The organism is Phytopseudomonas flavescens, from assembly GCF_900100535.1.
Taxonomy (GTDB): domain Bacteria; phylum Pseudomonadota; class Gammaproteobacteria; order Pseudomonadales; family Pseudomonadaceae; genus Aquipseudomonas; species Aquipseudomonas flavescens.
The window spans coordinates 1-22,344 of the sequence record NZ_FNDG01000033.1 but is presented as its reverse complement, the minus strand read 5'-3'; the positions used below and the strand labels follow the sequence as shown (position 1 = coordinate 22,344).

At 64.4% G+C, this 22,344-nt stretch carries 19 protein-coding genes; 7 read left to right on the top strand and 12 right to left on the bottom strand.

The annotated features are described in order from the left end of the window. The first annotated feature begins 45 nt into the window (after positions 1-45). On the top strand, positions 46-1,359 hold the full coding sequence (guaD, locus tag BLR94_RS26040) for a guanine deaminase (protein ID WP_084308822.1): 1,314 nt from the start codon (positions 46-48) through the stop codon (positions 1,357-1,359). A 149-nt stretch (positions 1,360-1,508) separates the two neighbouring features. On the opposite strand, the gene BLR94_RS26035 is transcribed toward guaD, so the two are convergent. The 3 genes from BLR94_RS26035 to BLR94_RS26025 are packed head-to-tail and all read right to left on the bottom strand — an operon-like array spanning position 1,509 to position 4,508. After that, complete coding sequence (locus BLR94_RS26035; protein WP_084308823.1) at positions 1,509-2,291, bottom strand: ABC transporter ATP-binding protein; 783 nt, start codon at positions 2,289-2,291, stop codon at positions 1,509-1,511. Beyond that, positions 2,288-3,370, bottom strand: coding sequence for a FecCD family ABC transporter permease (locus BLR94_RS26030; protein ID WP_208601374.1), 1,083 nt, complete (start codon positions 3,368-3,370; stop codon positions 2,288-2,290). The genes BLR94_RS26035 and BLR94_RS26030 overlap by 4 nt, the downstream gene beginning before the upstream one ends. Next, positions 3,363-4,508, bottom strand: coding sequence for an ABC transporter substrate-binding protein (locus BLR94_RS26025; protein WP_084308825.1), 1,146 nt, complete (start codon positions 4,506-4,508; stop codon positions 3,363-3,365). The genes BLR94_RS26030 and BLR94_RS26025 overlap by 8 nt, the downstream gene beginning before the upstream one ends. Before the next feature lie 227 nt (positions 4,509-4,735). Between BLR94_RS26025 and BLR94_RS26020 the strand changes: the two genes are divergently transcribed. After that, positions 4,736-5,362 carry a LysE family translocator gene (locus BLR94_RS26020; RefSeq protein WP_084308826.1) on the top strand — a complete coding sequence of 209 codons (627 nt, stop codon included), beginning with the start codon at positions 4,736-4,738 and terminating at the stop codon, positions 5,360-5,362. 83 nt (positions 5,363-5,445) lie between these two features. Here the strand turns inward: BLR94_RS26020 and BLR94_RS26015 are convergent, their stop codons facing one another. The 8 genes from BLR94_RS26015 to acs all read right to left on the bottom strand — a co-directional run bounded on the left by BLR94_RS26015 (position 5,446) and on the right by acs (position 13,816). Next, a complete protein-coding gene (locus BLR94_RS26015; RefSeq protein ID WP_084308827.1) occupies positions 5,446-5,895 on the bottom strand; it encodes a PA2169 family four-helix-bundle protein in 450 nt (149 codons plus the stop codon). A gap of 181 nt (positions 5,896-6,076) precedes the next feature. Further along, positions 6,077-7,072 (bottom strand): GTP 3',8-cyclase MoaA, encoded by a 996-nt coding sequence (gene moaA, locus BLR94_RS26010; RefSeq protein WP_084308838.1) that lies wholly within the window; start codon positions 7,070-7,072, stop codon positions 6,077-6,079. A gap of 218 nt (positions 7,073-7,290) precedes the next feature. Beyond that, positions 7,291-8,271 (bottom strand): transcriptional regulator ArgR, encoded by a 981-nt coding sequence (gene argR / locus BLR94_RS26005; RefSeq protein WP_084308828.1) that lies wholly within the window; start codon positions 8,269-8,271, stop codon positions 7,291-7,293. 59 nt (positions 8,272-8,330) lie between these two features. Further along, on the bottom strand, positions 8,331-9,095 hold the full coding sequence (locus BLR94_RS26000) for an ABC transporter ATP-binding protein (protein WP_084308829.1): 765 nt from the start codon (positions 9,093-9,095) through the stop codon (positions 8,331-8,333). 39 nt (positions 9,096-9,134) lie between these two features. Further along, a complete protein-coding gene (locus BLR94_RS25995) occupies positions 9,135-9,833 on the bottom strand; it encodes an ABC transporter permease (RefSeq protein WP_084308830.1) in 699 nt (232 codons plus the stop codon). A 10-nt stretch (positions 9,834-9,843) separates the two neighbouring features. Beyond that, complete coding sequence (locus BLR94_RS25990) at positions 9,844-10,533, bottom strand: ABC transporter permease (protein WP_084308831.1); 690 nt, start codon at positions 10,531-10,533, stop codon at positions 9,844-9,846. A 170-nt stretch (positions 10,534-10,703) separates the two neighbouring features. Beyond that, a complete protein-coding gene (locus BLR94_RS25985; protein ID WP_084308832.1) occupies positions 10,704-11,483 on the bottom strand; it encodes an ABC transporter substrate-binding protein in 780 nt (259 codons plus the stop codon). A 371-nt stretch (positions 11,484-11,854) separates the two neighbouring features. Continuing rightward, positions 11,855-13,816 carry an acetate--CoA ligase gene (acs, locus tag BLR94_RS25980; protein ID WP_084308833.1) on the bottom strand — a complete coding sequence of 654 codons (1,962 nt, stop codon included), beginning with the start codon at positions 13,814-13,816 and terminating at the stop codon, positions 11,855-11,857. A gap of 253 nt (positions 13,817-14,069) precedes the next feature. Between acs and BLR94_RS25975 the strand changes: the two genes are divergently transcribed. From BLR94_RS25975 to BLR94_RS25955, 5 genes are all read left to right on the top strand, one after another. Beyond that, a complete protein-coding gene (locus tag BLR94_RS25975) occupies positions 14,070-15,617 on the top strand; it encodes an EAL domain-containing protein (protein ID WP_084308834.1) in 1,548 nt (515 codons plus the stop codon). Between the two features lie 563 nt (positions 15,618-16,180). After that, entirely contained in the window at positions 16,181-17,641 is a 1,461-nt protein-coding gene (locus tag BLR94_RS25970; RefSeq protein WP_084308835.1) for a benzaldehyde dehydrogenase, read from the top strand. An 18-nt stretch (positions 17,642-17,659) separates the two neighbouring features. Beyond that, positions 17,660-18,784 (top strand): NAD(P)-dependent alcohol dehydrogenase, encoded by a 1,125-nt coding sequence (locus BLR94_RS25965; RefSeq protein ID WP_090423774.1) that lies wholly within the window; start codon positions 17,660-17,662, stop codon positions 18,782-18,784. Positions 18,785-18,857: 73 nt separating this feature from the next. Beyond that, a complete protein-coding gene (locus BLR94_RS25960; protein WP_244158267.1) occupies positions 18,858-19,748 on the top strand; it encodes a transporter in 891 nt (296 codons plus the stop codon). 51 nt (positions 19,749-19,799) lie between these two features. Continuing rightward, on the top strand, positions 19,800-21,605 hold the full coding sequence (locus BLR94_RS25955; RefSeq protein ID WP_084308837.1) for a sigma-54-dependent Fis family transcriptional regulator: 1,806 nt from the start codon (positions 19,800-19,802) through the stop codon (positions 21,603-21,605). Positions 21,606-21,692: 87 nt separating this feature from the next. On the opposite strand, the gene BLR94_RS25950 is transcribed toward BLR94_RS25955, so the two are convergent. After that, the coding region (locus BLR94_RS25950) for a TRAP transporter large permease (RefSeq protein ID WP_139207514.1) at positions 21,693-22,344 on the bottom strand (652 nt) is incomplete at its 5' end.

Here is a 22,344-nt window from a genome sequence, read left to right as displayed (position 1 = left end):
TGCGCGGAGCCAAGCCCTGTTCCACCGGATTGCAATCGAGGCCCCATGTCCAACGTCATCCACGCCTACCGCGGCGCCATTCTGCACAGCCTGGCCGATCCGGCCGAAGTCGGTATCGAAGCGTCCTACGCCTATTTCGAGGACGGCATTCTGCTGGTGGAGGATGGCAAGATCCGCGAGGTTGGCCACGCGGCCGATCTGTTGCCGCGCCTGCCGGGCATCGCGCTGACCCATTATGAAAACGCGCTGATCACCCCCGGCTTTATCGATACCCATATCCACTACCCGCAAACCGGCATGATCGGCGCCTACGGCGAGCAGTTGCTGGACTGGCTGAACACCTACACCTTTCCCACGGAAATGCGCTTCGCCGACAAGGCCCATGCCAGTGAAGTGGCGGATGTGTTCCTCAAGGAACTGCTGCGCAACGGCACTACCACGGCGCTGGTGTTCGGCAGCGTGCACAAGCAATCGGTGGATGCCCTCTTCGAAGCGGCACAGGCGCTGAACCTGCGCATGATCGCCGGCAAGGTGCTGATGGACCGTAACGCCCCCGAAGCGCTGACCGATACAGTCGAATCCGGCTATGCCGACAGCTGCGAACTGATCGAGCGCTGGCACGGCAAGGGTCGCCTGCACTATGCGGTGACGCCACGCTTCGCGCCGACCAGCACGCCGGAACAACTGGCCATGGCCGGGCGCCTGCTGCAGGAGTACCCGGATCTGTACCTGCACACCCACCTCTCGGAGAATCGTCAGGAGATCGAGTGGGTCAAGGAGCTGTTTGCGCAAAGCAGCAACTACCTGGACGTCTACGACCAGCACCAGTTGGCAGGCCCGCGCTCGGTGTTCGCCCACGCGGTGCATCTCTGCGATGCGCAATGCCAGCGCCTGGCGGAAACCGGCTCGGCGGTCGCCTTTTGCCCGACCTCCAACCTGTTTCTCGGCAGCGGCCTGTTCGACCTGCAGCGCATGGAACGGCACAAGGTACGGGTCGGCCTGGGCACCGACATCGGCGCCGGCACCAGCTTCTCGCAGCTGCGCTCGCTCAGCGAGGCGTACAAGATCATGCAGTTGCAGGGGCAGAAACTGGATCCGTTCAAGTCGCTGTACCTGGCGACACTGGGCAGCGCGAAGGCGTTGTATCTGGATGAGCGCATCGGCAACTTCGCCGCCGGCAAGGAGGCGGATTTCGTGGTGTTCGATTACCAGGCCACGCCGCTGATCGATTACCGCCTGCGGCAGAGCAACGACCTGGCCGATCGACTGTTCGCTCTGATCACCCTGGGTGACGACCGGGTGATCAGGGAAACCTTCGCCGCCGGACAGAGCGTGCACCGTCGCGATGGCCGATCGTAGCCTGGGGCACTCGCTACCGAGCCTGCGATTCGACGACCCATTGTGGAGCGGGCCATGCCCGCGATTTCGCGGGCATGGCCCGCTCCCACAACGCTAAGCGCCGTTCCAGCCATTCGAATCGCATCCCGGGTATCGCTGCGCGTCCCGGGCTAGGCGCCGATCACCGAGACCGGGTAGATGGCGGTGAAGGCGCCGTCGTCCACGCTCAGGGTTCGGCAATCGACGCCATACACCGCCGCCAGATGCGCCGGGATGAGCATCGCTTCGGTGGTGCCGCAGCCGTGCACCTGGCCGTCGCGGATCATCAGCGCGTCGTCGGCGTAGCGGCTGGCCAGGTTCATGTCGTGGAAGATCGCCAGGGTGACGATGCCTTCGCGGCGGGTGTAGGCGCTCACCGCCTCGAGCATGTGCAACTGGTTGGCCAGGTCCAGCGCCGAGGTGGGTTCGTCGAGCAGCAGCAGGCGCGGGCTACGCACCAGTGCCAGGGCCAGCGAGATCATCTGCCGCTCGCCACCGGACAACTGCCCCGGCTGCTGTTCGGCGAAACGCTGCAGGCCCAGCAGTTCGAGTACTTCACTGGCCCGTCGCTGGCTGTCCCGCTGGGTGGCCCAACCGCGCGCGCCGCCGTGTTGAGCCAGGAGCAGCAGCTCGTAGGTCGACAGGCGTACATCGAGGTGGGTCAGGTCCTGGGCCACGTAACCGATCAGCCGCGCCCGCAATGCCGGCTCCAGGCCGATCAGTTGCGTGCCGTCGATGGTCGCCGAGCCCTCGGCACGCAGTAGCCCGCACAGGCCTTTCATGAACGTCGACTTGCCCGCACCGTTGGCGCCGAGCAGGGCCAGGGTACGGCCCGCTTCGGCACGTACCGCGAAGTCGCGGATGATCGGCCGACCGCCAAGGGAAACACGGTAATCCTGACTGACAAAACTCATCGGGACGTCAGCCTCCGGTCACGCAGGATCAGGATGATGAAAAACGGCAGGCCGATCAGCGAGGTGACCATACCGATGGGCAGCACGGCACCTGGCACGATCAGCTTGCTCGCCAGGGACGCCAGGGTGACGAAGATGATGCCGCAGGCAAGCGTCACGCCAATGGTGAAGCGCTGATCCTCGCCAACCAGCAGGCGCGCTACATGGGGCGCGACCAGGCCGACGAAACCGATGATGCCGACCACCGAGGTCACCGCACCGGCCAGCAGTGCCGCCAGCACCAGCATCAGGGTGCGCACGCGCTTGACGCGAATCCCGAACACCACCGCCTGCTCGCCGAAGCTGCGCAAGGCGGTCAGTGCCCAGGCTTGCATCAGCACCAGCGGCACGGCCACCAGCGCGATGGCGGCACACAGCGCGACCTTGCTCCAGGTCACGTGCAGCAAGGAGCCCATCAGCCAGAACACGATGCTCTGCAACTGATCGACGCTGGAAACGTACTGCACCAGGCCGAGCAGCGAGCTGAACACGAAATGCACCGCGATCCCCAGCAGGGTGATGGCCTGCAGGCCGATCTGCCCGCGGGTCAGCAGCAGGATCACGCCAACGGTGAGCAACGAGAACAGAAAGGCGTTGGCCGTCACCACCATCTCGGCACCAAAGCCTGGCAGCCACTGCGCCAGGGACAGGTTGAAGGTCAGCGCCAGCGCTGCACCGAATCCGGCTGCCGAAGAAATGCCCAGGGTGAAGGGTTCGGCCAGCGGGTTGTCGAGCACCGTCTGCATGATCAGCCCGGCCAGCGCCAGGCAGGTACCGGCCAGCACCGCCATCAGCGTCATCGGCATGCGCAGTTCCCAGAGAATCACCCGCGTGGAGGCATCCACTCGATCCGGGGTGAACAGGCCTTGCACCGCATCGGCGAAACTCAGCGTGCCCGAGCCCACCACCAGATCGGCGATGAAGGCAATCAGCGCCACCAGCAGCAGGCCAACGAGCAGCAGGCTGCGTTGCCAGACTGCCTTGGCATAACGCTGCTGGTAACCGTCAGCGGGCAGCGCGCCCAAGGTAGAATCACTCACTGGCAGGCGCCTGACCGAAGAGGATCGCCGGTACCTCGCCAAGGCCGGTCATGCCCAGCAACGTGCGGGTGCTCGCCGCCGGGTCGAGGCGTTCGGCAGCCTGCGGATAGAAGGCCTGGGCCAGGTACTCCACGGACAGGATGTTCCAGCTGCTGGCGTAGAACTGGTGATAAACGCCATACACGCGGTTTTGCTGGGTGGCCTGCAGCTGCGCCATGCCAGGGCGTTTGAGCAACTGAGCCATGGATTTGTCGATAGCTGCCTGCGACACCGTCGGACCGAAGCCGAACGGTGGCGAAATCGAGGTGTTGCCCGGGAACTGAGTGCCGCTCATCACGTAGACCTCGGGCTTCTTGCTGATCACCGTTTCCAGGGTCACGTCACCGGTGGCGCCCGGCAGCAAACGGCTACCCAGGTTGTCGCCACCAGCGGCCTGCACCAGCTTGCCCCAGTACACGTCGCCATGGGTGAAGCAGCAACTGGTGGCGCCGCCCTGCCCGGCCTTGGCTTCGACGAATACCAGCGGCCGTTTGCCCTGCTCGGTGACCAGGCGGTCGACGAGCGCCAGCCGTGCCTTGTAGAAATCCAGGTACTCGGTAGCGCGGGCTTCTCGGTCGAGCACCTTGCCGAGCAGGGCTACGCTCTTCTGGCTGTTGGTGACCGGATCCAGGTCGCTGTCGATGTAGATCACCGGAATCTTCAACGCAGAGAGCTTGCGTTCGACGCCTGCGCCCTCCAGGGATTTGCGTGCGCGCAGCTGGAACACCAGCAGGTCAGGCTTGCCGGCGACAACGGCCTCCAGGTTCATGTCGCCGTCGTCACCGAACTGCATGTCGAGGGCCTGCCCGGAACTCTTCGGCCACTGCTTCTGGAACACCTGCCAGGTGTTTGGATCGGAACGCTTGATGATGTTGTTCCACACCGCGATGCGCTCGAAGGGGTCTTCACGGTCGAGCAACGCCAGGCTGAACAGGTCACGGCCGTCCTGCAGGACGATGCGCCGGGGCTCGTGTTCGATGGTCACCTGGCGGCCAGCCAGGTCGGTCACGCTGAGCGGATAGTCGGTGGCATGCGCGGCAGCGCTGAGCAACAGGCAGAGGGCAGCCGTGAGGCGGACGAGAGGCGCGGAGACATTCATGGAGGGAGAAACCTTTTTACTGCGCGATGGAGCAGGCGGCGAACGCCAGCAGCGGGAAAAACGGGAAAATAGCGTAACAAAGGCTCGCGCCAGCGTCATTAGGAACTATTCTCGATGAACACATTGGCCCTCATTGTGCGGCCAGCTGTACCTGTCGAACGTCCCCTGGCTGAGGTACCGTTTCATGCACCTGCCGCACTACCCGGCCTGACTCGCCGAGACCGAAAATGCCGTTGCAAACCTGGCTGCTGTTCAGCGGCGCCGCCCTGCTGGTGATCATCATTCCCGGCCCACTGTCACTGTTGATGGTCAGCAACAGCCTCAATCACGGCCTGCGTCGTTCGCTGCCGTCGATCATCGGCGGCTTGCTGGCGTCCATCTGCCTGCTGAGTGCCTCGGCGCTCGGGCTGGGCGCCCTGCTGCTGGCATCGGAGCAGCTATTCAGCCTGCTGAAAGTCCTTGGCGCGCTGTATCTTTTCTACCTCGCCTGGCACAGCTGGCGGGCCTCCCGCGAGGCGACGCAGCCGCCAAGCGATGACCGCGTGAGCACAGCGCCTTACGCCGGCGGGATGTTCTGGAAGGCCTTTGGCCTGGGCGCCAGCAACCCGAAGGACATCCTGTTCTTCGCCGCCTTTCTGCCACAGTTCATCAGCGCATCGCAGCCGTTCTTCGATCAGTTGCTGGTGTTGATCATCACCTGGGCGACCCTCGACCTGGCCTGCAAACTGTTTTACGCCCTGAGTGCGCGGGGAGCGGCACGCTACCTGCGCAGCGCCCAGGGTCAGGTGTGGTTCAACCGGGTCAGTGCCGGCTTGTTCGGCGCAGCAGGAGGCGCGGCGCTGCTGAGTCGCTGAACACTCTCCATCACCCCAGCCGGAAAGAAATTGCAGGCACAAAAAAAGGATGCCCTGGGGCATCCTCTTTCAACGGATCGAGATCAGTTGGCGCGTGCGGTATCGCGCAGCGACTTGACCTGATCATGGTTGCGCTGCACACCTTGCAGTTGCTTTTCCAGAACGCTACGCACGTTGGCCGGCAGGTCTTTCTGCAGCGCTTCGCGATAATTCTTCAGCGCCACGTCTTCGCCACGCTCGCACTCGTTGAGAATGGCCTCTTCACTCTTGCCGGTGAGCAGCGCCTTCAGGTCGACCCAGCCACGGTGCAGGGCACCGGCCACGCTCGAACTGGTTTCCGGATCACCGCCCAGGCCACGCACCAGTTGCTGCAGTTCGGCAGCAGCGCCTGCGCAATCTTGCGCACGCTGGGTGAAGAAGCTCTTGAGACGCGGCTCTTTCACGTCCTCGGCACACTCGCTGAAGCCCTTCTCGCCATCTTTGCTGGTTTCGATCAGGTCGTTGAGTACCGAAATAACGTCTTTGTTATCCACTTTGAATCTCCTCGTCGCTTCAGAAAATGGCCCTGCATGGGCCTCTCCCTTAAGTGGAGTGAGCGCTCGTCGAGGAGGTTCAGGGCAATTTTTGGCGGGCTCGAACCACAGTGGCCAGGTGGCCGTTGGCAAAGCCCCATGGCGCCTGGGCGCAAACCACTCGTCTGGACAGGTTGTCGCCTCAGCCGCCGGTCATGCTCATGAAGCGAATGACCTGCACCTGCTCGTCGGCCTCGAAATAATGACGCTCGGGCTTGAGCTGCAAGGCGCCGAGCAGCGCGTCGCGCAGCCGCTCGTCGTTACCCGGATGGGCGCGCATCAGGCTGCGCAGGTCAAGGGCGTTGTCGTGCCCGAGGCAGAGCACCAGCTTGCCCTCGGCCGTGACCCGCACGCGGTTGCAGTCGCCGCAGAAATTGTTGCTGTGCGGGGAAATGAAACCGATACGGGTGTCGCTGCCGCCGACCTGCCAGTAGCGCGAAGGGCCGCCGGTGACATGGCTGCTGCGCACCAGCGCGTGGCGCGCCTCGATACGTTCGCGCACCACGTCGCTGGAACAGAAGGTCTGCTCACGCTGATGACTGACCACACTGCCCAACGGCATCTCTTCGATGAAGCTGATGTCCAGACCGCGGGCCATGGCGTACTCGACAAGGTCGAGCACTTCGTCGTCGTTGCGCCCGGTCTGCACCACGCTGTTCAGTTTGATGCGCTTGAAACCCGCTGCCAGCGCGGCGTCGATCCCGGCCAGCACCTGATCGAGCATATCGCGGCGGGTGAAGCCGGCGAAGCGCTCGCGCTGCAGGGAATCGAGGCTGACGTTCAGGCGGTCGACGCCAGCGGCACGCAAGTCCTTGGCCATGTGCGAAAGCTGCGAGCCGTTGGTGGTGATCGACAGATCGTCGAGTTCCGCGCGCTCGCCAAGGCGGCGCAGCAGGCTCAGCAAATTCTTGCGGACCAGCGGCTCGCCACCAGTGATACGGATGCGTTTGACCCCCAGGCCGATGAATGCATCGGCTACGTTGTACAGCTCTTCCAGGGTGAGTATCTGCGCACGTGGCGCGAAGACCATGTCTTCGCTCATGCAGTAGGTGCAGCGGAAGTCGCAGCGGTCGGTCACCGACAGTCGCAGGTAGGTAATGCGCCGGCCGAAGGGATCGACCAACTGCGTGGTGTTCATGGAGCCCATCTCCCGGCCTTCGAGCCAGTTGTTCATGGCTGCCACGCAAGCGGCAGTGCGCAGCCGTCCGCGGGCTGCGGCGTACCACGGAGTCTACCATGCCTGGCCTGCTGCCGTGGCCACCCGCTGCGCCAGCAGATACGCGGCATGCCACCTGCCATCATCGACGTCCTGACGAACGGCCGGGCGGAGCGGAGAACCTCTCCATACGGGCTTATTCAGCCGCGCTCGACGGGGGCCGAGGTCAGCTCGAAGGGGTTGTTGCTGCGCCGTTGGTTGCGATCCTCCCGCGGCGTGGCACCGAAGAAGTTGCGATAGGCGCTGGAGAAATGCGGCCCCGAAGAAAAGCCGCAGGACAGGCCGATCTGGATGATCGACTTGCTGGTCTGCATCAGCAGCTGCCGCGCCTTGTTCAGGCGCAGCTCCAGGTAATACTGGCTGGGCACACGATTGAGGTACTGCTTGAAGATGCGTTCCAGCTGCCGCCGCGACACGCAGACGTGCTGGGCAATCTCGTCGGTGGTCAGCGGCTCCTCGATATTGGCCTCCATCAGCAGCACGGCCTGGGTGAGCTTGGGGTGACTGGAGCCGAGGCGGTTCTGCAACGGGATACGCTGACGCTCGCCTCCCTCGCGGATACGTTCGACCACCAGTTCCTCGGAGACTGCGCCGGCCAGCTCGGCGCCGTGGTCACGGGCCAGCAGGGCCAGCAGCATGTCCATCACCGCCATGCCACCGCAGGCGGTGAGGCGATCACGATCCCAGTCGAACAGGTGGCTGGTGGCGATCACCTTGGGAAAGCGTTCGGCGAAGTCGTCCTGCCAGCGCCAGTGCACGGCCGCCCGATAGCCATCCAGCAGGCCAAGCTGGGCCAGTGGATAGACCCCCGCGGCGACCGCGCCGATGCAACAGCCGCTGCGCGCCACCTGCTTGAGTGCGGTGGCCAGCGCCGGGGCGACACTCGCCGGCGGCTCATCGGCGAGCAGAAACAGCTTGCGGTAGCCCTCCAGCCCGGATCCCCAGGGGCTGCCAGGCAAGCGCCAGGCGCCCTCGGCGGGCTCCTCGGCCTGCAAGAACGACACCTCGTACACCACTTCCGGATGGACGCGCTGAGCGACGCTCAGGGCCTCCTCCGCCAGCGCCAGGGTCAGGGGCCTGGTGGAGGGCCAAAGCAGGAAGCCGATTCGGTGAGCAGTCATGATGGGCGGGTCGGGCTCTGGGGACAATGGAAGGGAACGAGCAGGGATGATAGCGCCAACTACTTGAGACTACCGCTGAGGAACTGTTGCAGACGTTGAGAACGCGGGTTGGCCAGCACCTCACGCGGGTCGCCCTGCTCTTCCACCTGGCCCTGATGCAGGAACAGCAACTGGTTGGAGACTTCGCGGGCGAAGCCCATCTCATGGGTGACCACCACCATGGTACGCCCCTCGCCGGCCAGATCGCGCATCACCCTCAGGACATCGCCGACCAGTTCCGGGTCCAGCGCCGAGGTGGGCTCGTCGAACAGCATCACTTCCGGCTCCATCGCCAGCGCCCGGGCAATCGCCACGCGCTGCTGTTCGCCACCGGACATGTGTGCCGGGTAGGCCTCCTTGCGGTGCGCCACGCCGACCTTGTGCAGGTAGTGCTCGGCCTTGTCGCGGGCCTCGGCCTTGCTCATGCCCAGCACATGCACCGGTGCCTCCATGACGTTCTCCAGCACGTTCATGTGCGCCCACAGGTTGAAATGCTGGAACACCATGGCCAGGCGCGAGCGCAAGCGTTGCAATTGCCTGTCGTCGGCGGCACGCAGGGCGCCATCCTTGCCGGGCACCAGTTTGAGGGCCTCGCCGTTGAGCAGGATCTGCCCGCCGTGGGGCTGTTCGAGCAGGTTGATGCAACGCAGGAAGGTGCTCTTGCCGGAGCCACTGGAGCCAATGATGCTGATCACGTCGCCTGCCCTGGCAGCCAGCGACACGCCCTTGAGCACTTCATGGCTGCCGTAGCGCTTGTGAAGATCCTTCACCTCGAGCTTGTACATGCTTTCCACTCTCTTGAATCCGATGTCATGCCGCGCGGCTCAGTTGCGCCGCGGTGCCAGGTAAGCCAGCCAGCGGCGCTCGGCCAGCTTGAACAGGCGCACCAGGATGAAGGTCAGGCACAGGTAGAACAGGCCAGCGGTGATGAAGGCCTCGAACGGCAGGTAATACTGCGCATTGACCGTACGCGCCGCGCCGGTGATGTCGATCAGGGTGACGATGGACGCCAGGCTGGTGGTGTGCAGCATCATGATCACTTCGTTGCTGTACTGCGGCAGCGCGCGGCGCAGCGCCGAGGGCAAAAGGATGCGACGGTACAGCTTGACCCGCGACATGCCCATCGCCCTGGCCGCCTCGATCTCGCCGTGGGGCGTGGCCTTGAGGCTGCCGGCGAGGATCTCGGCGCTGTAGGCACTGGTGTTGATGGCAAACGCCAGGCAGGCACAGAAAGTGGCATTGGACAGGTACGGCCAGAGCACGCTGTCGCGCACCGCCTCGAACTGGGCCAGACCGTAGTAGACCAGAAACAGCTGCACCAGCATCGGCGTACCACGGACCACGTAGGTGTACAGCCAGGCCGGGCCATTGACCAGCGGCGAACGCGAGGTGCGCATCAGCGCCAGGGGCACGGCGACCAGCAGGCCGAAGAACAGCGCGATGGCCAGCAGCTTGAGGGTCACCAGCACGCCGCCGAGATACAGCGGCAGGCTGTCCCAGATGACGGTGTAATCGAAGATCATCCTGCGCTCCTCACAGCTCGGCAGCCTTGATGCCGACCGAGTAGCGCTTTTCCAGATAACGCAGGGCCAGCAGGGAGACACTGGTGATCAGCAGGTACAGGCCGGCCACCGCCAGGTAGAAGGTGAAGGGCTCGCGGGTGGCATCGGCGGCGCTCTTGGCCTTGAACATCATGTCCTGCAGGCCGACCACCGAGATCAGCGCGGTGGCCTTGGTGAGCACCAGCCAGTTGTTGGTGAAGCCGGGAATCGCGAAACGGATCATCTGCGGCACCAGAATGCGCAGGAACACCTGCAGGCCGCTCATGCCATAGGCAGCGCCCGCCTCCGCCTGCCCCCGGGGAATGGCCATGAACGCGCCACGAAAGGTCTCCGACAGGTAGGCCCCGAAGATGAAACCCATGGTGAACACACCGGCGACGAAGGGGTTGATATCGATGTACTGGTCATAGCCGAGCATCGGCATCACGCGGTTCACCAGGTCCTGGCCGCCATAGAAGATCAGCAGGATCAGCACCAGATCGGGAATCCCGCGGATCACCGTCGAGTAGGTCTCACCGAGCACCGCCAGCCAGCGCAACGGCGACAGCCGACACGCGGCACCGATCAGGCCGAGCACGATGGCCACCGCCATCGAGGTCAGGGCCAGAATCAGGGTGAGCCAGGCGCCCTCGAGAATGGACGAGCCGTAGCCGTTGAGCATCCGCTTACCTCATGGGTGCGCCATCGGGCGCCGGAAATGCAACGCAAAAGGGGCACACGCCAAGAACAGTCGGCGTGTGCCACCCTTCGACAAGAAGCCACGATCTTGCGAACTACGACCGTGCGAGCGTGTTTCAACGCCGCATGGCCGACGCGCAGCAGATCGAGGTCTTACTTGCCGTAGACGTCGAAACTGAAGTACTTGTCCTGAACGGCCTTGTACGTGCCATTGGCACGGATCGCCAGGATCGCGGCGCTGATCTTCTCGGCCAGCGCCTTGTCACCCTTGCGTACGGCGATGCCCTGGCCTTCGCCGAAGTATTTCTGCTCGGTGAAGTCCGGGCCGACGAAGGCGAAGCCCTTGCCGGCATCGGTCTTGAGGAAGCCGTCTTCGATGTTCACCGAGTCGGCGATGGTGCCATCCAGGCGACCGGCGCTGAGGTCGAGGAACACTTCGTTCTGCGAACTGTAGCGCACGATCTCGGCACCGGCAGGCGCGAAGACGTCGGTGGCGTAGCGGTCGTACACGGACGAGCGCTGCACGCCGATCTTCTTGCCCTTGAGGTCGCTGGCCACGTCGTTCATCACCGCGCCGCTCTTCATCGCCAGCTTGGCGGGCGTGGCGTAGTACTTGCCGGTGAAGGCCACGGCGCGCTTGCGCTCTTCGGTGATCGACATCGACGACAGCACGGCGTCGAACTTGCGGACCTTGAGGGCCGGGATCAGGCCATCGAACTCCTGCTCGATCCACTTGCACTCGACCTGCATTTCTTTACACAAGGCGACACCGATGTCGTAGTCGAAGCCGGTGATATTGCCGTCGGGAGTCTTGTAGGCGAACGGCGGGTAAGCCGCTTCGATACCGATGCGCAGCGCCTTGGCCTCCTGGGCCATGGTCAGCGGCGAGAGCAGGGATAGTGCCAACGCGCCGAGCAGTGCGATCTTTTTCATGAGGAAAAACTCCTGACATGCATGGGATTTCGCTGGCGCGGGGCGGGTTGCCCGAGCCATGCAGAGGGGGACGTGGCCAGCGTAGCGCAGGGCTGCGGCGGGCGCACGGAAGTGCGGCATTCTAGCGATAGCGCGGCAGCCGATATTTCCCGGATGCGACAACTAATTACAGATCGAAGAGGCAGCCGACACGGGCATCTTGACAGATGCGAAATAGACACGATGGGATTTCCCGCTGACCACCTTGCGGGCATGCCTGGCGTTACATGGGTAGCGCCCATGGCACTGCGCCGGATGGCAATCCACGACGCCATGCGAACGCCCCACGCGGCAGTGCCGGCGTGGGGCGTTGCTGGTCAGCCAGGGGCGGATCAGGCGCAGGCGGCCTGCATCGACTTGTGGGTGTCGATCAGGTGCTGCACCACGCCCGGATCGGCCAGGGTGGAGATATCGCCAAGGGAATCGTATTCGGCCGTGGCGATCTTGCGCAGGATGCGGCGCATGATCTTGCCCGAACGGGTCTTCGGCAGCCCCGGCGCCCACTGGATCACGTCCGGCGTGGCAATCGGGCCAATCTCCTTGCGTACCCAGGCCTTGAGTTCCTGGCGCAGTTGCTCGGACGGCTCCAGCCCCTGGTTCAGGGTCACGTAAACGTAGATCCCCTGCCCCTTGATGTCGTGCGGCACACCGACCACCGCGGCCTCGGCGACTTTCGGGTGGGCGACCATGGCGCTTTCCACCTCGGCAGTGCCCATGCGGTGACCGGACACGTTGAGTACGTCGTCCACCCGCCCGGTGATCCACCAGTAGCCGTCTTCGTCGCGGCGCGCGCCGTCGCCGGTGAAGTACATGCCCTTGAACGTCTTGAAGTAGGTGTCGACGAAACGATCATGGTCGCCGTACAGGCTGCGTGACTGGCCTGGCCAGGAATCGAGAATCACCAGGTTGCCTTCGGCGGCGCCCTCGATCAGGTTGCCCAGGTTGTCCACCAGCGCCGGCACCACGCCGAAGAACGGGCGGGTCGCCGACCCCGGTTTGAGTGCCGTGGCGCCCGGCAGCGGGGTGATCATGAAACCACCGGTCTCGGTCTGCCACCAGGTGTCGACGATCGGGCAGCGCGACTGGCCAACGTTCTCGTAGTACCAGTTCCAGGCCTCGGGGTTGATCGGTTCGCCCACCGAGCCGAGCAGACGCAGGCTGGAGCCGTCGGCACCCTCCACCGCGGCCTTGCCCTGGGCCATCATGGCGCGGATCGCGGTGGGCGCGGTGTAGAGGATATTGACCTTGTGCTTGTCGATGATCTTGGCCACCCGGGTGACGTCCGGGTAGTTGGGGATGCCCTCGAACAGCAGGGTGGTGGCGCCGTTGGCCAGTGGGCCATAGACGATGTAGCTGTGGCCGGTGACCCAGCCGACGTCGGCGGTGCACCAGTAGATTTCGCCCGGCTTGTAGTCGAACACCCGCTCATGGGTCAGCGCGGCGTACAGCAGGTAACCGCCGGTGGTGTGCAGCACGCCCTTGGGTTTGCCGGTGGAGCCGGAGGTGTAGAGGATGAACAGCGCTTCCTCGGCGCCCATTTCCTTCGGTGCGCAGACGCTGCCGGCGACCCTCATCAGGTCCTCGAACCAGATATCACGGTGCTGGTTCCACTTGATCTCGGATCCCGTGCGCTTGACCACGATGACCTTCTGGATGCTGCGTGTCTCGGGGTTGGTCAGGGCATCGTCGACGTTGGCTTTGAGCGGAACCTTCTTGCCGCCGCGCAGGCCTTCGTCAGCGGTGATCACCACCTTGGAGGCGCAGTCGATGATGCGTCCGGCCAGGGCTTCCGGCGAGAAGCCGCCGAACACCACGGAGTGGATCGCGCCGATCCGGGCGCAGGCCAGCATGGCCACCACGGCCTCCGGGATCATCGGCATATAGATGGTGACCACGTCGCCGCGGTGCACGTCCTGGCCACGCAGGGCGTTGGCGAACTTGCAGACCTGCTCGTGCAGTTGCCGGTAGGTGATTTCCTTGTGCTCGGACGGGTCATCACCTTCCCAGATGATCGCGATCTGGTCGCCGCGCTCCGCCAGGTGGCGATCCAGGCAGTTGTAGGACACGTTGAGGGTGCCATCGGCGAACCACTTGATATCGACGTGGTGGTCGTCGAAGGAGGTCTGCTTGACCTTGGTGAAAGGCTTGATCCAGTCGAGGCGCTGGGCCTGTTCGCGCCAGAAACCGTCCGGGTTGATCACCGACTGCTGGTACATGGCTTTGTAGGTGGCTTCATCGGTCAGCGTATTGGCCGCCACCTCGGGGCTCACGGGATACAGGGACGCAGCACTCATTGAATCACCTCGGTTATTGATGTTGTTCTTCTAGATGTTGTTCTTCTATGAGTACATTTGTAACCATCCCCCCTGCCTACAACCATTCGACCATGGTCTTACCGTTCCCAGGCCCTGGTCGCGCAACCCCGCCAGGCGGATGACCGAGCGCATGCGTGGCTGACGCCCCCTGCGAATGACTCGAGATGCAGCGAACACGCCCGCGGTGCCAGGTTCGCTAAGCTCGTTAAAGCTACCCGGAGCAAGGATCGACATGCCCTTTTCCACCCTCCGCTCGCGCGGACGCGCGCGGCGCCTGAGCTGCTCACTGGGGGTGGCGATGCTGCCGCTGCTGCTCGGTATCCCGCTGATGTACTGGCAGTCGGCGACGCTGCTGACGACGCGTGCCGAAAAGGGCATGCTCGATGCCCAGGGGCAGCTGGAGTTCATGCTCGACAGCGCCGCGCAGACCGCCGACGCGGTGATCGGGCTGTCGGGCCGCCCCTGCACGGAAGTGGAGCCGCAGCTGCGCCACCAGGTCATGGTCAGCCCTTTCGCCCGCTCGCTCAATCTGGTGCATGACGGCATCATCTATTGCACCTCGCTGATGGGCGCGTACGACAGCGCCGAACAACCGGCCACCTACAGCGACGGCCGGCTGCGGCTGATGGCCGGCAACCCGGTCACGCCTGAACGTGCCTTGCTGGTCTACCGGCAGAGCACTGCCAACGATGGCGTGCTGATCGGCATCGATGGCCAGCACCTGAGCAGCCTCTTGCAGGTCTACGGCCAGGATGTGCCTCTGCAACTGGCGGTAGGCAGCAACTGGATGACGGCCGATGGCGTCGTCAGCAAGTCTGCACTGGCGCACTACACCGACTACCCCTCCAGCGCACCGTCGCCACGCTATCCCTTCACGATACTGGCCAGCTACCCGAGCGGCGCGGCGCTGCAGTACATGCGCACGCACTATCTGCCTCAGTTCTTGCTGTTCCTGGTGCTAGGCGCGCTGGCCGGCGCCGCCACCTACCGTTTCAGCCTGCGCTCGGCCTCGCCCAGCAGCGAGCTGCAGCGTGCACTGGCGGCCAGGGAATTCATTCCCTACTACCAGCCGCTGGTGAATGCCGACAGCGGTTGCTGGGAGGGCGTCGAGGTGCTGATGCGCTGGCAGCACCCCAGCGAAGGGCTGGTGCCTCCAGGCCAGTTCGTGCCCCTGGCCGAACGGCTGGGGCTGATCGTGCCCATGACCCGTGCGTTGATGAACCAGGTTCGCGAGGACTTCGCGAGCCGGGCGCAGGAACTGCCGGCAGGCTTTCATATCGGCATCAATATCACCGCCGCGCACTGCCAGAACCTGCAACTGCTGCAGGAATGCCGCGACTTCCTGGCCGCGTTCCCCGCCGGGGCCATCAACCTGGTACTGGAGCTCACCGAGCGCCAGATGATCACCTCCACGGCGGTGACCGAACGGCTGTTCGCCGAGCTGCGTGAACTGAGCGTGCGCATCGCCATCGACGATTTCGGCACCGGTCATTCCAGCCTGGCCTACTTGCGCGAGTTTCGCGTCGACTGCCTGAAGATCGACCGCGGTTTCGTCTCGATGATCGGCTCCGACGCGCTGTCACGGCACATTCTCGACAACATCCTTGATCTGGCCGTGCGCCTGCAACTCGATCTGGTCGCCGAGGGCGTCGAAACGGCCGAGCAGAGCGATTACCTGATCCAGCGCGGCATACAGGTCCTGCAGGGTTACCTGTACGCCAGGCCGATGCCGGCCGAGGCCCTGTTCAAGACCCTGGAAAGCCCTCCGCCGCATAGCTGAAGGCGTGAAAAAACCGGCACGGGGCCGCAAAGCCCGGCGCCACCGCTCTTGCGCAGGAGGCGCATGAGCGACGATCGGCAGCTAGGATGGTTCGGGCCGCGCAGGCGCACCCCATCGATTGCCGATGGGTCGGCACTACGGATAAACGATCGTTTCTCAAGCCATGCTCGGCCAGTTGGGCAGCACCAGCGATTGCCAGCTGCACGGGCGGGTTTGCCCCACCCTGTTCAATTCGCTGAGAAGCGAACCAGGTAGTTCGATTGCTCGGCGCTCGGCCCAACTTACTGGCAAAACCCGCGCAGCACGGCTTCGACCGGCGCTGCCCGACCTTGCCGAGCATAGGCCACCGTTACGCCACCGCGCTCCCCTCTCCGTTCAGGTTCTGGACGCTGGCAATGGGCGAGCGTCCAGAAACTGAACAGCCTGATCTTTGCCCAGTATGCGTCAAGCCCCCTGGCTCGCGGCCTTGCGCGATTGCGACGGGCTGGCACGGCGGATGCAACGGTGATTTCAATCGCCAGGGCGCACGACGGGCGCCCACACACCAAGAAAAGGACGACCCAATGAGTGACGCTTTGCTACCTGCCTCGCTGTGGAACCAATCTTTCTTTACCGGCCATTGGCAGAAAGCCGACCAGGCCAGCCCTGTGCTGGAGCCGGCGACCGGTGAATCCCTGGGCAATGTCGGCAATATCGGCGCCGAGCAGGTTGCTCGTTCCGCTGCACAAGCCAAGGCTGCGCAAAGCGCCTGGTTCGCCTTGCCCTACGACACGCGCGCCGACGTGTTCCGGCGCGCGGCGAGTCTGGGCCAGGCTCATTTCGATGAGATCGTGAGGTGGATCGTGCGTGAAAGCGGCTCGACCCAGGCCAAAGCGGCCTTCGAAACCTCCATCACCCTCAAGGCGTTGCATGAAAGCGCAGGCCTACCATCGCGCAGCCATGGCGAAGTACTGCCCTCCATACCCGGGCGCCTGAGCCTGGCGCGGCGCCGCCCGCTGGGCGTGATCGGGGTGATTTCTCCCTTCAACTTCCCGCTGTACCTAGCCATGCGCGCCGTAGCCCCGGCCCTGGCTGTGGGCAATGCCGTGGTGCTCAAGCCTGACCCACGTACCGCGGTGTGCGGCGGTTTCGTCATCGCCCGCCTGCTGGAACTGGCCGGTTTGCCAGAGGGTCTGCTGCACGTGTTGCCGGGCGGCGCCGATGCCGGCGCGGCCCTGACCAGCGACGCCAACATCGCCATGATCCAGTTCACCGGCTCCACCGGGGCAGGTCGCAAGGTGGGCGAGGCAGCGGGCCGCCACTTGAAGAAAGTGTCCCTGGAACTGGGTGGCAAGAACTCCCTGATCGTACTGGACGATGCCGACCTGGACCTGGCCCTGGCCAACGCCACCTGGGGCGTGTATCTGCACCAGGGACAAATCTGCATGTCCACTGGACGCCTGCTGGTACAGCGGGGCATTTATGAGCGCTTCCTCGAGCGCCTGGTGGCCAAGGCCAGGAGCCTAACCGTGGGCGACCCGGCGCAAGGCGAAGTGCACCTGGGGCCATTGATCAACGCCCAGCAGCGCGATCATGCCTATCGCGTGGTTCAGGCCGCGCAGCAGGCCGGAGCCAGGGTGGAAACGGGCGGCAGCTATGAAGGGCTGTTCTTCCAGGCCACCGTGTTGAGCGGAGTGACGCCGCAGAACCCTGCGTTCAACGAAGAGATCTTCGGCCCCGTCGCCGTGGTGGTGCCGTTCGACACCGACGAACAAGCCGTGGCCCTGGCCAACGACACCGAGTATGGCCTGTCCGCCGCAGTGCTGTCGCAGAACGTCGGGCGTGCGCTCAAGCTTGGCGAACAACTGCGCGTGGGCCTGCTGCACATCAACGACCAGACAGTGAACGATGAGGTGATCAACCCGTTCGGCGGCGTGGGCGCTTCCGGTAACGGCACCAGCATCGGTGGCGCGGCCAACCACGAAGAATTCACCCAATGGCAGTGGCTCACCGTCAAAGGCGATGCCCCAGCCTATCCCCTGTAAATGCCGGAGATAACAATAATGGCTGAACACCCATTCGTAGACATCACTGCCGCCGTCACCCGCAGCAAGGGCGCGCCTTTCGTGCTGGAGCCCGCGCGCATTCGCCACCCCCAGGGCGATGAAGTGTTGGTGCGCATCGTGGCCACCGGCATGTGCCACACCGATATGATCGTGCGCGATCAGTATTACCCCGTGCCGCTGCCGGCAGTGCTCGGCCACGAGGGCTCGGGTGTGGTGGAAGCCGTCGGCCCTCTGGTGCAGAACCTCGCCAAAGGCGACCATGTGGTACTGACTTACGGTTACTGCGGGCACTGCCTGCCGTGCGGCAGCGGCCAGGCCGCTTATTGCCAGGAGTTTTTCGGGCGTAACTTCGGCGGCGCCGATCCCCATGGCAATTGCGCGATCGAAGACCATCGGGGCGAACCACTGCACGACCATTTCTTCGCCCAATCGTCCTTCGCCACCTACGCCCTGAGCCGCGAGAACAACACGGTGAAGGTGTCCACCCAGGCCCCGCTGGAGCTGCTGGGCCCCTTGGGCTGCGGTATCCAGACCGGCGCCGGGGCGGTGATCAACTCCCTGAAGGTCACTCCGGGCAGCAGCTTTGCATCCTTTGGCGCAGGGGCCGTGGGCTTGAGCGCGGTGCTCGCGGCCCAGGTGGTCGGCGCCACCACCATCATCGCGGTGGACGTGGTGCCGTCGCGCCTGGAGCTGGCGAAATCCCTGGGCGCCACCCATGCGGTCAACAGCAAGGACAGCGACCCGGTGGCGGCTATCCGCGAGATCACCGGCGGCGGAGTGAAATTCGCCCTGGAGTCCACCGGTCATCCGGCTGTGCTGCGCCAAGCGGTAGACGCCCTGGGCGGCCGAGGTAGTCTAGGCGTGGTGGGCGCGCCGGCGTTGGGCGCCACGGCGGAGTTCGACGTGAACGACTTGCTGCTCGGCGGCAAGACTATCCGCGGCATCGTGGAGGGCGACAGCGTGCCGCAGAAGTTCATTCCGGAACTGGTGGAGCTGTATCTGCAAGGGCGATTCGCCTTCGACAGGCTGGTGAAGTTCTACGACTTCGAGCAGATCAACCGGGCGGCCGAAGACAGTGAAAAGGGCATCACCCTGAAACCGATCATCCGCATCGCTCGTTGATTCACCGGTTGTGCGTTCGGGCGGAACAGGCAAGCTGCTCCGCCACCCCATAACAAGAACAGGAAACAACCCAGTGAGCCTCTCTACCCGCTACCTCCCAAGGCTGCTGGCCTGTGCCCTGCTGCCCGGCACCGCCTCGGCCGTCGACGTCAATGTGGGCGACTACACGGCGCTGCCGGCCGGCACCACCATCGCCGCCTGGTATCAACAATACAGCCGGGCCGACCGCTTCAATGCCGAGGGCGGCCCCGACAGCCGCCGAGACACCAGCCTCAGATCCAATATCAGCATCGTGCGCCTGATCCACTTCATGGATGTGGGCGGCATGACCATCGACCCGCAGATCCTCCTGCCGTTCGGGCATGTCTACAACGCCAGGGTGGCGGGTAATTCCCTGGGCAGCGCCAGCGGTATGGGCGATCCGATCCTCGGCGCTACGTTGTGGCTGGTCAACCAGCCGCAGGCCGGCGCCAGCGGGCGGTACTTCGGCATTACACCCTTGCTGACCGTGCCCTGGGGGCATTACGACGAACACGACAGCCTGAACATCGGCGAAAACCGCTACAAGGGCGACCTGCAACTGGGCTGGGTCGAACCCCTGGCCGGGCGCTTCGCCATGGAGTGGTACGCCGACGCCGTGGTGTACGGCGACAACGACGATGCCGGCAATGGCTCCCAGACCCTCAAGCAAGACCCGACCTACCAGTTGCAGGCCAACCTGCGCCATGACTTCAACCCTTCGCAACGTGTGGCCCTGGGTTACAGCGCCAGTGTCGGCGGCAAGCAATACCTGGATGGCGGCTACCTGGGGCAGAAGACCGAGGTGCAGCAAGTCCGGCTGGAAGCCCAGCAGATGCTGGGGCGTACCCTGCAACTGAGCGCCCAGCTGACCCGCGATGTGAAGGTGGAAGGGGGCTTCCAGGAGGCGCTCGGGGTCAACCTGCGTGCCTTGTTGCTGTTTTGATGGCGGAGTAACCTTGCGGTCGACCTCGAATAACAAAAAGAGGCTGTATCCATGGATGCCACTGCTTTGCGCCACCATCAACAGCGGGTGCTCGCCCGTCAGCGCTTCATCGAAGGTGAGCCCTTGCCCGAAGGGTTGCTGCCGGATCCGGTGAGTCGATCCTGGCAACGCGCGCGCGCGGCGGGGCTGATGCCGGGGCAGCCCTGCCTGGCGCAGCTGGAGCCGGAGTTGGCGCGGCTGGACGCCAGCGACGAATGGCTGGTGGCCTGCATCGCCCCGGAGATCGACCGGCTATGGCAACACCTGGGCGGGCACACCTGGACACTGTATTGCACCAACACCAAAGGCATCATCGTATACAGCCGCCAGGAACGGGACAGCCCGCTGCGCCAGCTCCGGGCGGGCCGCCATGTGCACGAGGCACGCTTCGGCACCATCGCCCCGCTGTGCGTGCTGGCCGAGGACACGCCTATCGTACTGGTGGGTAGCCAGCACTACCTGTGCGAGTTCGAGCGGTTCTTCTGTGTCAGCGTGCCGTTGCATCGACCCGACGGCACATTGATCGGTGCACTGGATTTCACCGGCATCGGTGAGCGCCATGCGCCCCAGGTGCTCGAACAGCTCACCTATGCCGCGATGGCTGCGGAAAATAGCCTGTATCGTGACCTGGACGATTGCCATGTGGTATGCCTGCAGCATGACCTGCGGTTACTCGACACACCGTTGCAAGGCTTGCTGGCCGTGGACGCCCAGGGGCGCATCCGGGCCGCGAATCGCACCGCGCAGAATCTTCTTGGCTTGCAAGGCAATGCCCCAAGCCGTTTCGACAGCCTGTTCGACAACCGCGACGCACCGTTCAGCCATCGCTCGCCCCATTTGCTGACCCTCAACGATGGCTCGCGGCTGTACGTGCAATTGCTCGAAGCAGCCACCACGCAGGCCCCCGCGGCACTGCCGGCCGGCGCTACCGAACTGGGCGGCGATGCCACGCTGAACAAGCGCTTCGCGGCAGCCTGCAAGGCCTTTGTCGCAGGCGTACCGGTTCTGCTTCAGGGCGACACAGGCACCGGCAAGGAAGTCTTCGCCCGCGCCCTGCACAAACATTGGGACGAGCAGGCGCCGTTCATTGCTATCAACTGCTCGGCCATACCGGAAAGCCTGATCGAAGCGGAGCTGTTCGGTTACGTGGAGGGTACGTTCACCGGCGCGCGCAAAGGTGGGGCACCGGGGTTGCTCGAAGCGGCGAACGGCGGAACCGTGTTGCTCGACGAGATCGGCGACATGCCGCTGCCTTTGCAGACCCGTCTGCTCAGAGTGCTTCAGGAGCGCCAACTGACCCGACTCGGCGCGGTCACGCCCATGCCGCTGGACATTCGGGTCATCAGCGCAACCCACTGCGACCTGCGCCAATCCATCGCGGCCAAGGCCTTTCGTGAAGACCTGTATTACCGCCTGAGTGGCCTGCAAGTATGCCTGCCCACGCTGCGCGAACGCAGCGACCGGCGCCTGCTCATCGAGCGCCTGGCCCAACGCTATGGCTGCCCCCCGCTGCACGGGGACACCTTGAGTGTTTTGCTGGAACGGGACTGGCCGGGCAATGTCCGCGAACTGGAGCAGGTGCTGCGCCTGGCGGCCGCCTGGGCGACGGGGGAGGCCTGGGTGATGCCGGAGCACCTGGGCATCGACGCGTCGAACGCGCCACAGCGCCCGGCGAACACCTTGCAACACACCGTGTTGAGTATCGTGGAGCAGGCCTTGCAGGACAACGCCGGTAACCTGTCAGCGACGGCCCAGAAATTGGGCATTTCCCGCACCACGCTGTACAAGAAATTGAACAGTCGGGGCAAGCGCTGGTAGAGCCGTGGCCCGGGCTCAAGGCCCGGGCGCGGCACGTATCGGGTAAGCCAACATCTACCGTCATCGCCGCTGTCGAAGCGCGAGGCACTACGACATGCCCAGCCAGTTCGGCAGCGCCAGCGACACGAACGGCACATAGGTCACCAGGATCAGGAACGCCAGCATCACCAGCAGCCACGGCGAGACCGCGCGCACCACGCGGGTCAGCGGCATGCCGGTGACCGCCGAGGTGACGAACAGGTTCAGGCCCGTGGGCGGGGTGATCAGGCCGATCTCCATGTTCACCACCATGATGATGCCCAGGTGGATCGGGTCGATGCCCAGTTGCATGGCGATCGGGAAGAGGATCGGCGCCAGGATCAGGATGATCGCCGACGGCTCCATGAAGGTTCCGGCGATCAGCAGCACGATGTTCACCACCAGCAGGAACTCGATGGGCGAAAAGCCCTGCTCCACCACCCAGGCGGTGATCGACTGGGGGATCTGCTCGGTGGTCAGCACGTGGGCGAAGAGCATGGCGTTGGCGATGATGAACATCAGCACCACGCTCAGCTTGCCGGCCTCGACGAACACCTTCGGGCATTCGCGCAGGGTCATGTCCTTGTAGATGAAGATCGCCACGAAGGCCGCGTACACCGCCGCCACCGCAGCGGCCTCGGTCGGCGTGAACATGCCCGAGTAGATGCCGCCGAGGATGATCACGATCAGCAGCAGGCCCCAGCCGGCCTTGCGCCCGGCG

Excerpts from the sequence above, each read along its gene's own strand:
- BLR94_RS25995 (WP_084308830.1), bottom strand. The coding sequence starts at position 9,833 with ATGATCTTCGATTACACCGTCATCTGGGACAGCCTGCCGCTGTATCTC.
- BLR94_RS25985 (WP_084308832.1), bottom strand. The coding sequence starts at position 11,483 with ATGAAAAAGATCGCACTGCTCGGCGCGTTGGCACTATCCCTGCTCTCG.
- guaD (WP_084308822.1), top strand. The coding sequence starts at position 46 with ATGTCCAACGTCATCCACGCCTACCGCGGCGCCATTCTGCACAGCCTG.
- argR (WP_084308828.1), bottom strand. The coding sequence starts at position 8,271 with ATGACTGCTCACCGAATCGGCTTCCTGCTTTGGCCCTCCACCAGGCCC.
- BLR94_RS26025 (WP_084308825.1), bottom strand. The coding sequence starts at position 4,508 with ATGAATGTCTCCGCGCCTCTCGTCCGCCTCACGGCTGCCCTCTGCCTG.
- BLR94_RS26020 (WP_084308826.1), top strand. The coding sequence starts at position 4,736 with ATGCCGTTGCAAACCTGGCTGCTGTTCAGCGGCGCCGCCCTGCTGGTG.
- BLR94_RS26035 (WP_084308823.1), bottom strand. The coding sequence starts at position 2,291 with ATGAGTTTTGTCAGTCAGGATTACCGTGTTTCCCTTGGCGGTCGGCCG.
- moaA (WP_084308838.1), bottom strand. The coding sequence starts at position 7,072 with ATGAACACCACGCAGTTGGTCGATCCCTTCGGCCGGCGCATTACCTAC.
- BLR94_RS26000 (WP_084308829.1), bottom strand. The coding sequence starts at position 9,095 with ATGTACAAGCTCGAGGTGAAGGATCTTCACAAGCGCTACGGCAGCCAT.
- BLR94_RS25965 (WP_090423774.1), top strand. The coding sequence starts at position 17,660 with ATGGCTGAACACCCATTCGTAGACATCACTGCCGCCGTCACCCGCAGC.
- acs (WP_084308833.1), bottom strand. The coding sequence starts at position 13,816 with ATGAGTGCTGCGTCCCTGTATCCCGTGAGCCCCGAGGTGGCGGCCAAT.
- BLR94_RS25955 (WP_084308837.1), top strand. The coding sequence starts at position 19,800 with ATGGATGCCACTGCTTTGCGCCACCATCAACAGCGGGTGCTCGCCCGT.
- BLR94_RS25990 (WP_084308831.1), bottom strand. The coding sequence starts at position 10,533 with ATGCTCAACGGCTACGGCTCGTCCATTCTCGAGGGCGCCTGGCTCACC.
- BLR94_RS25970 (WP_084308835.1), top strand. The coding sequence starts at position 16,181 with ATGAGTGACGCTTTGCTACCTGCCTCGCTGTGGAACCAATCTTTCTTT.
- BLR94_RS25975 (WP_084308834.1), top strand. The coding sequence starts at position 14,070 with ATGCCCTTTTCCACCCTCCGCTCGCGCGGACGCGCGCGGCGCCTGAGC.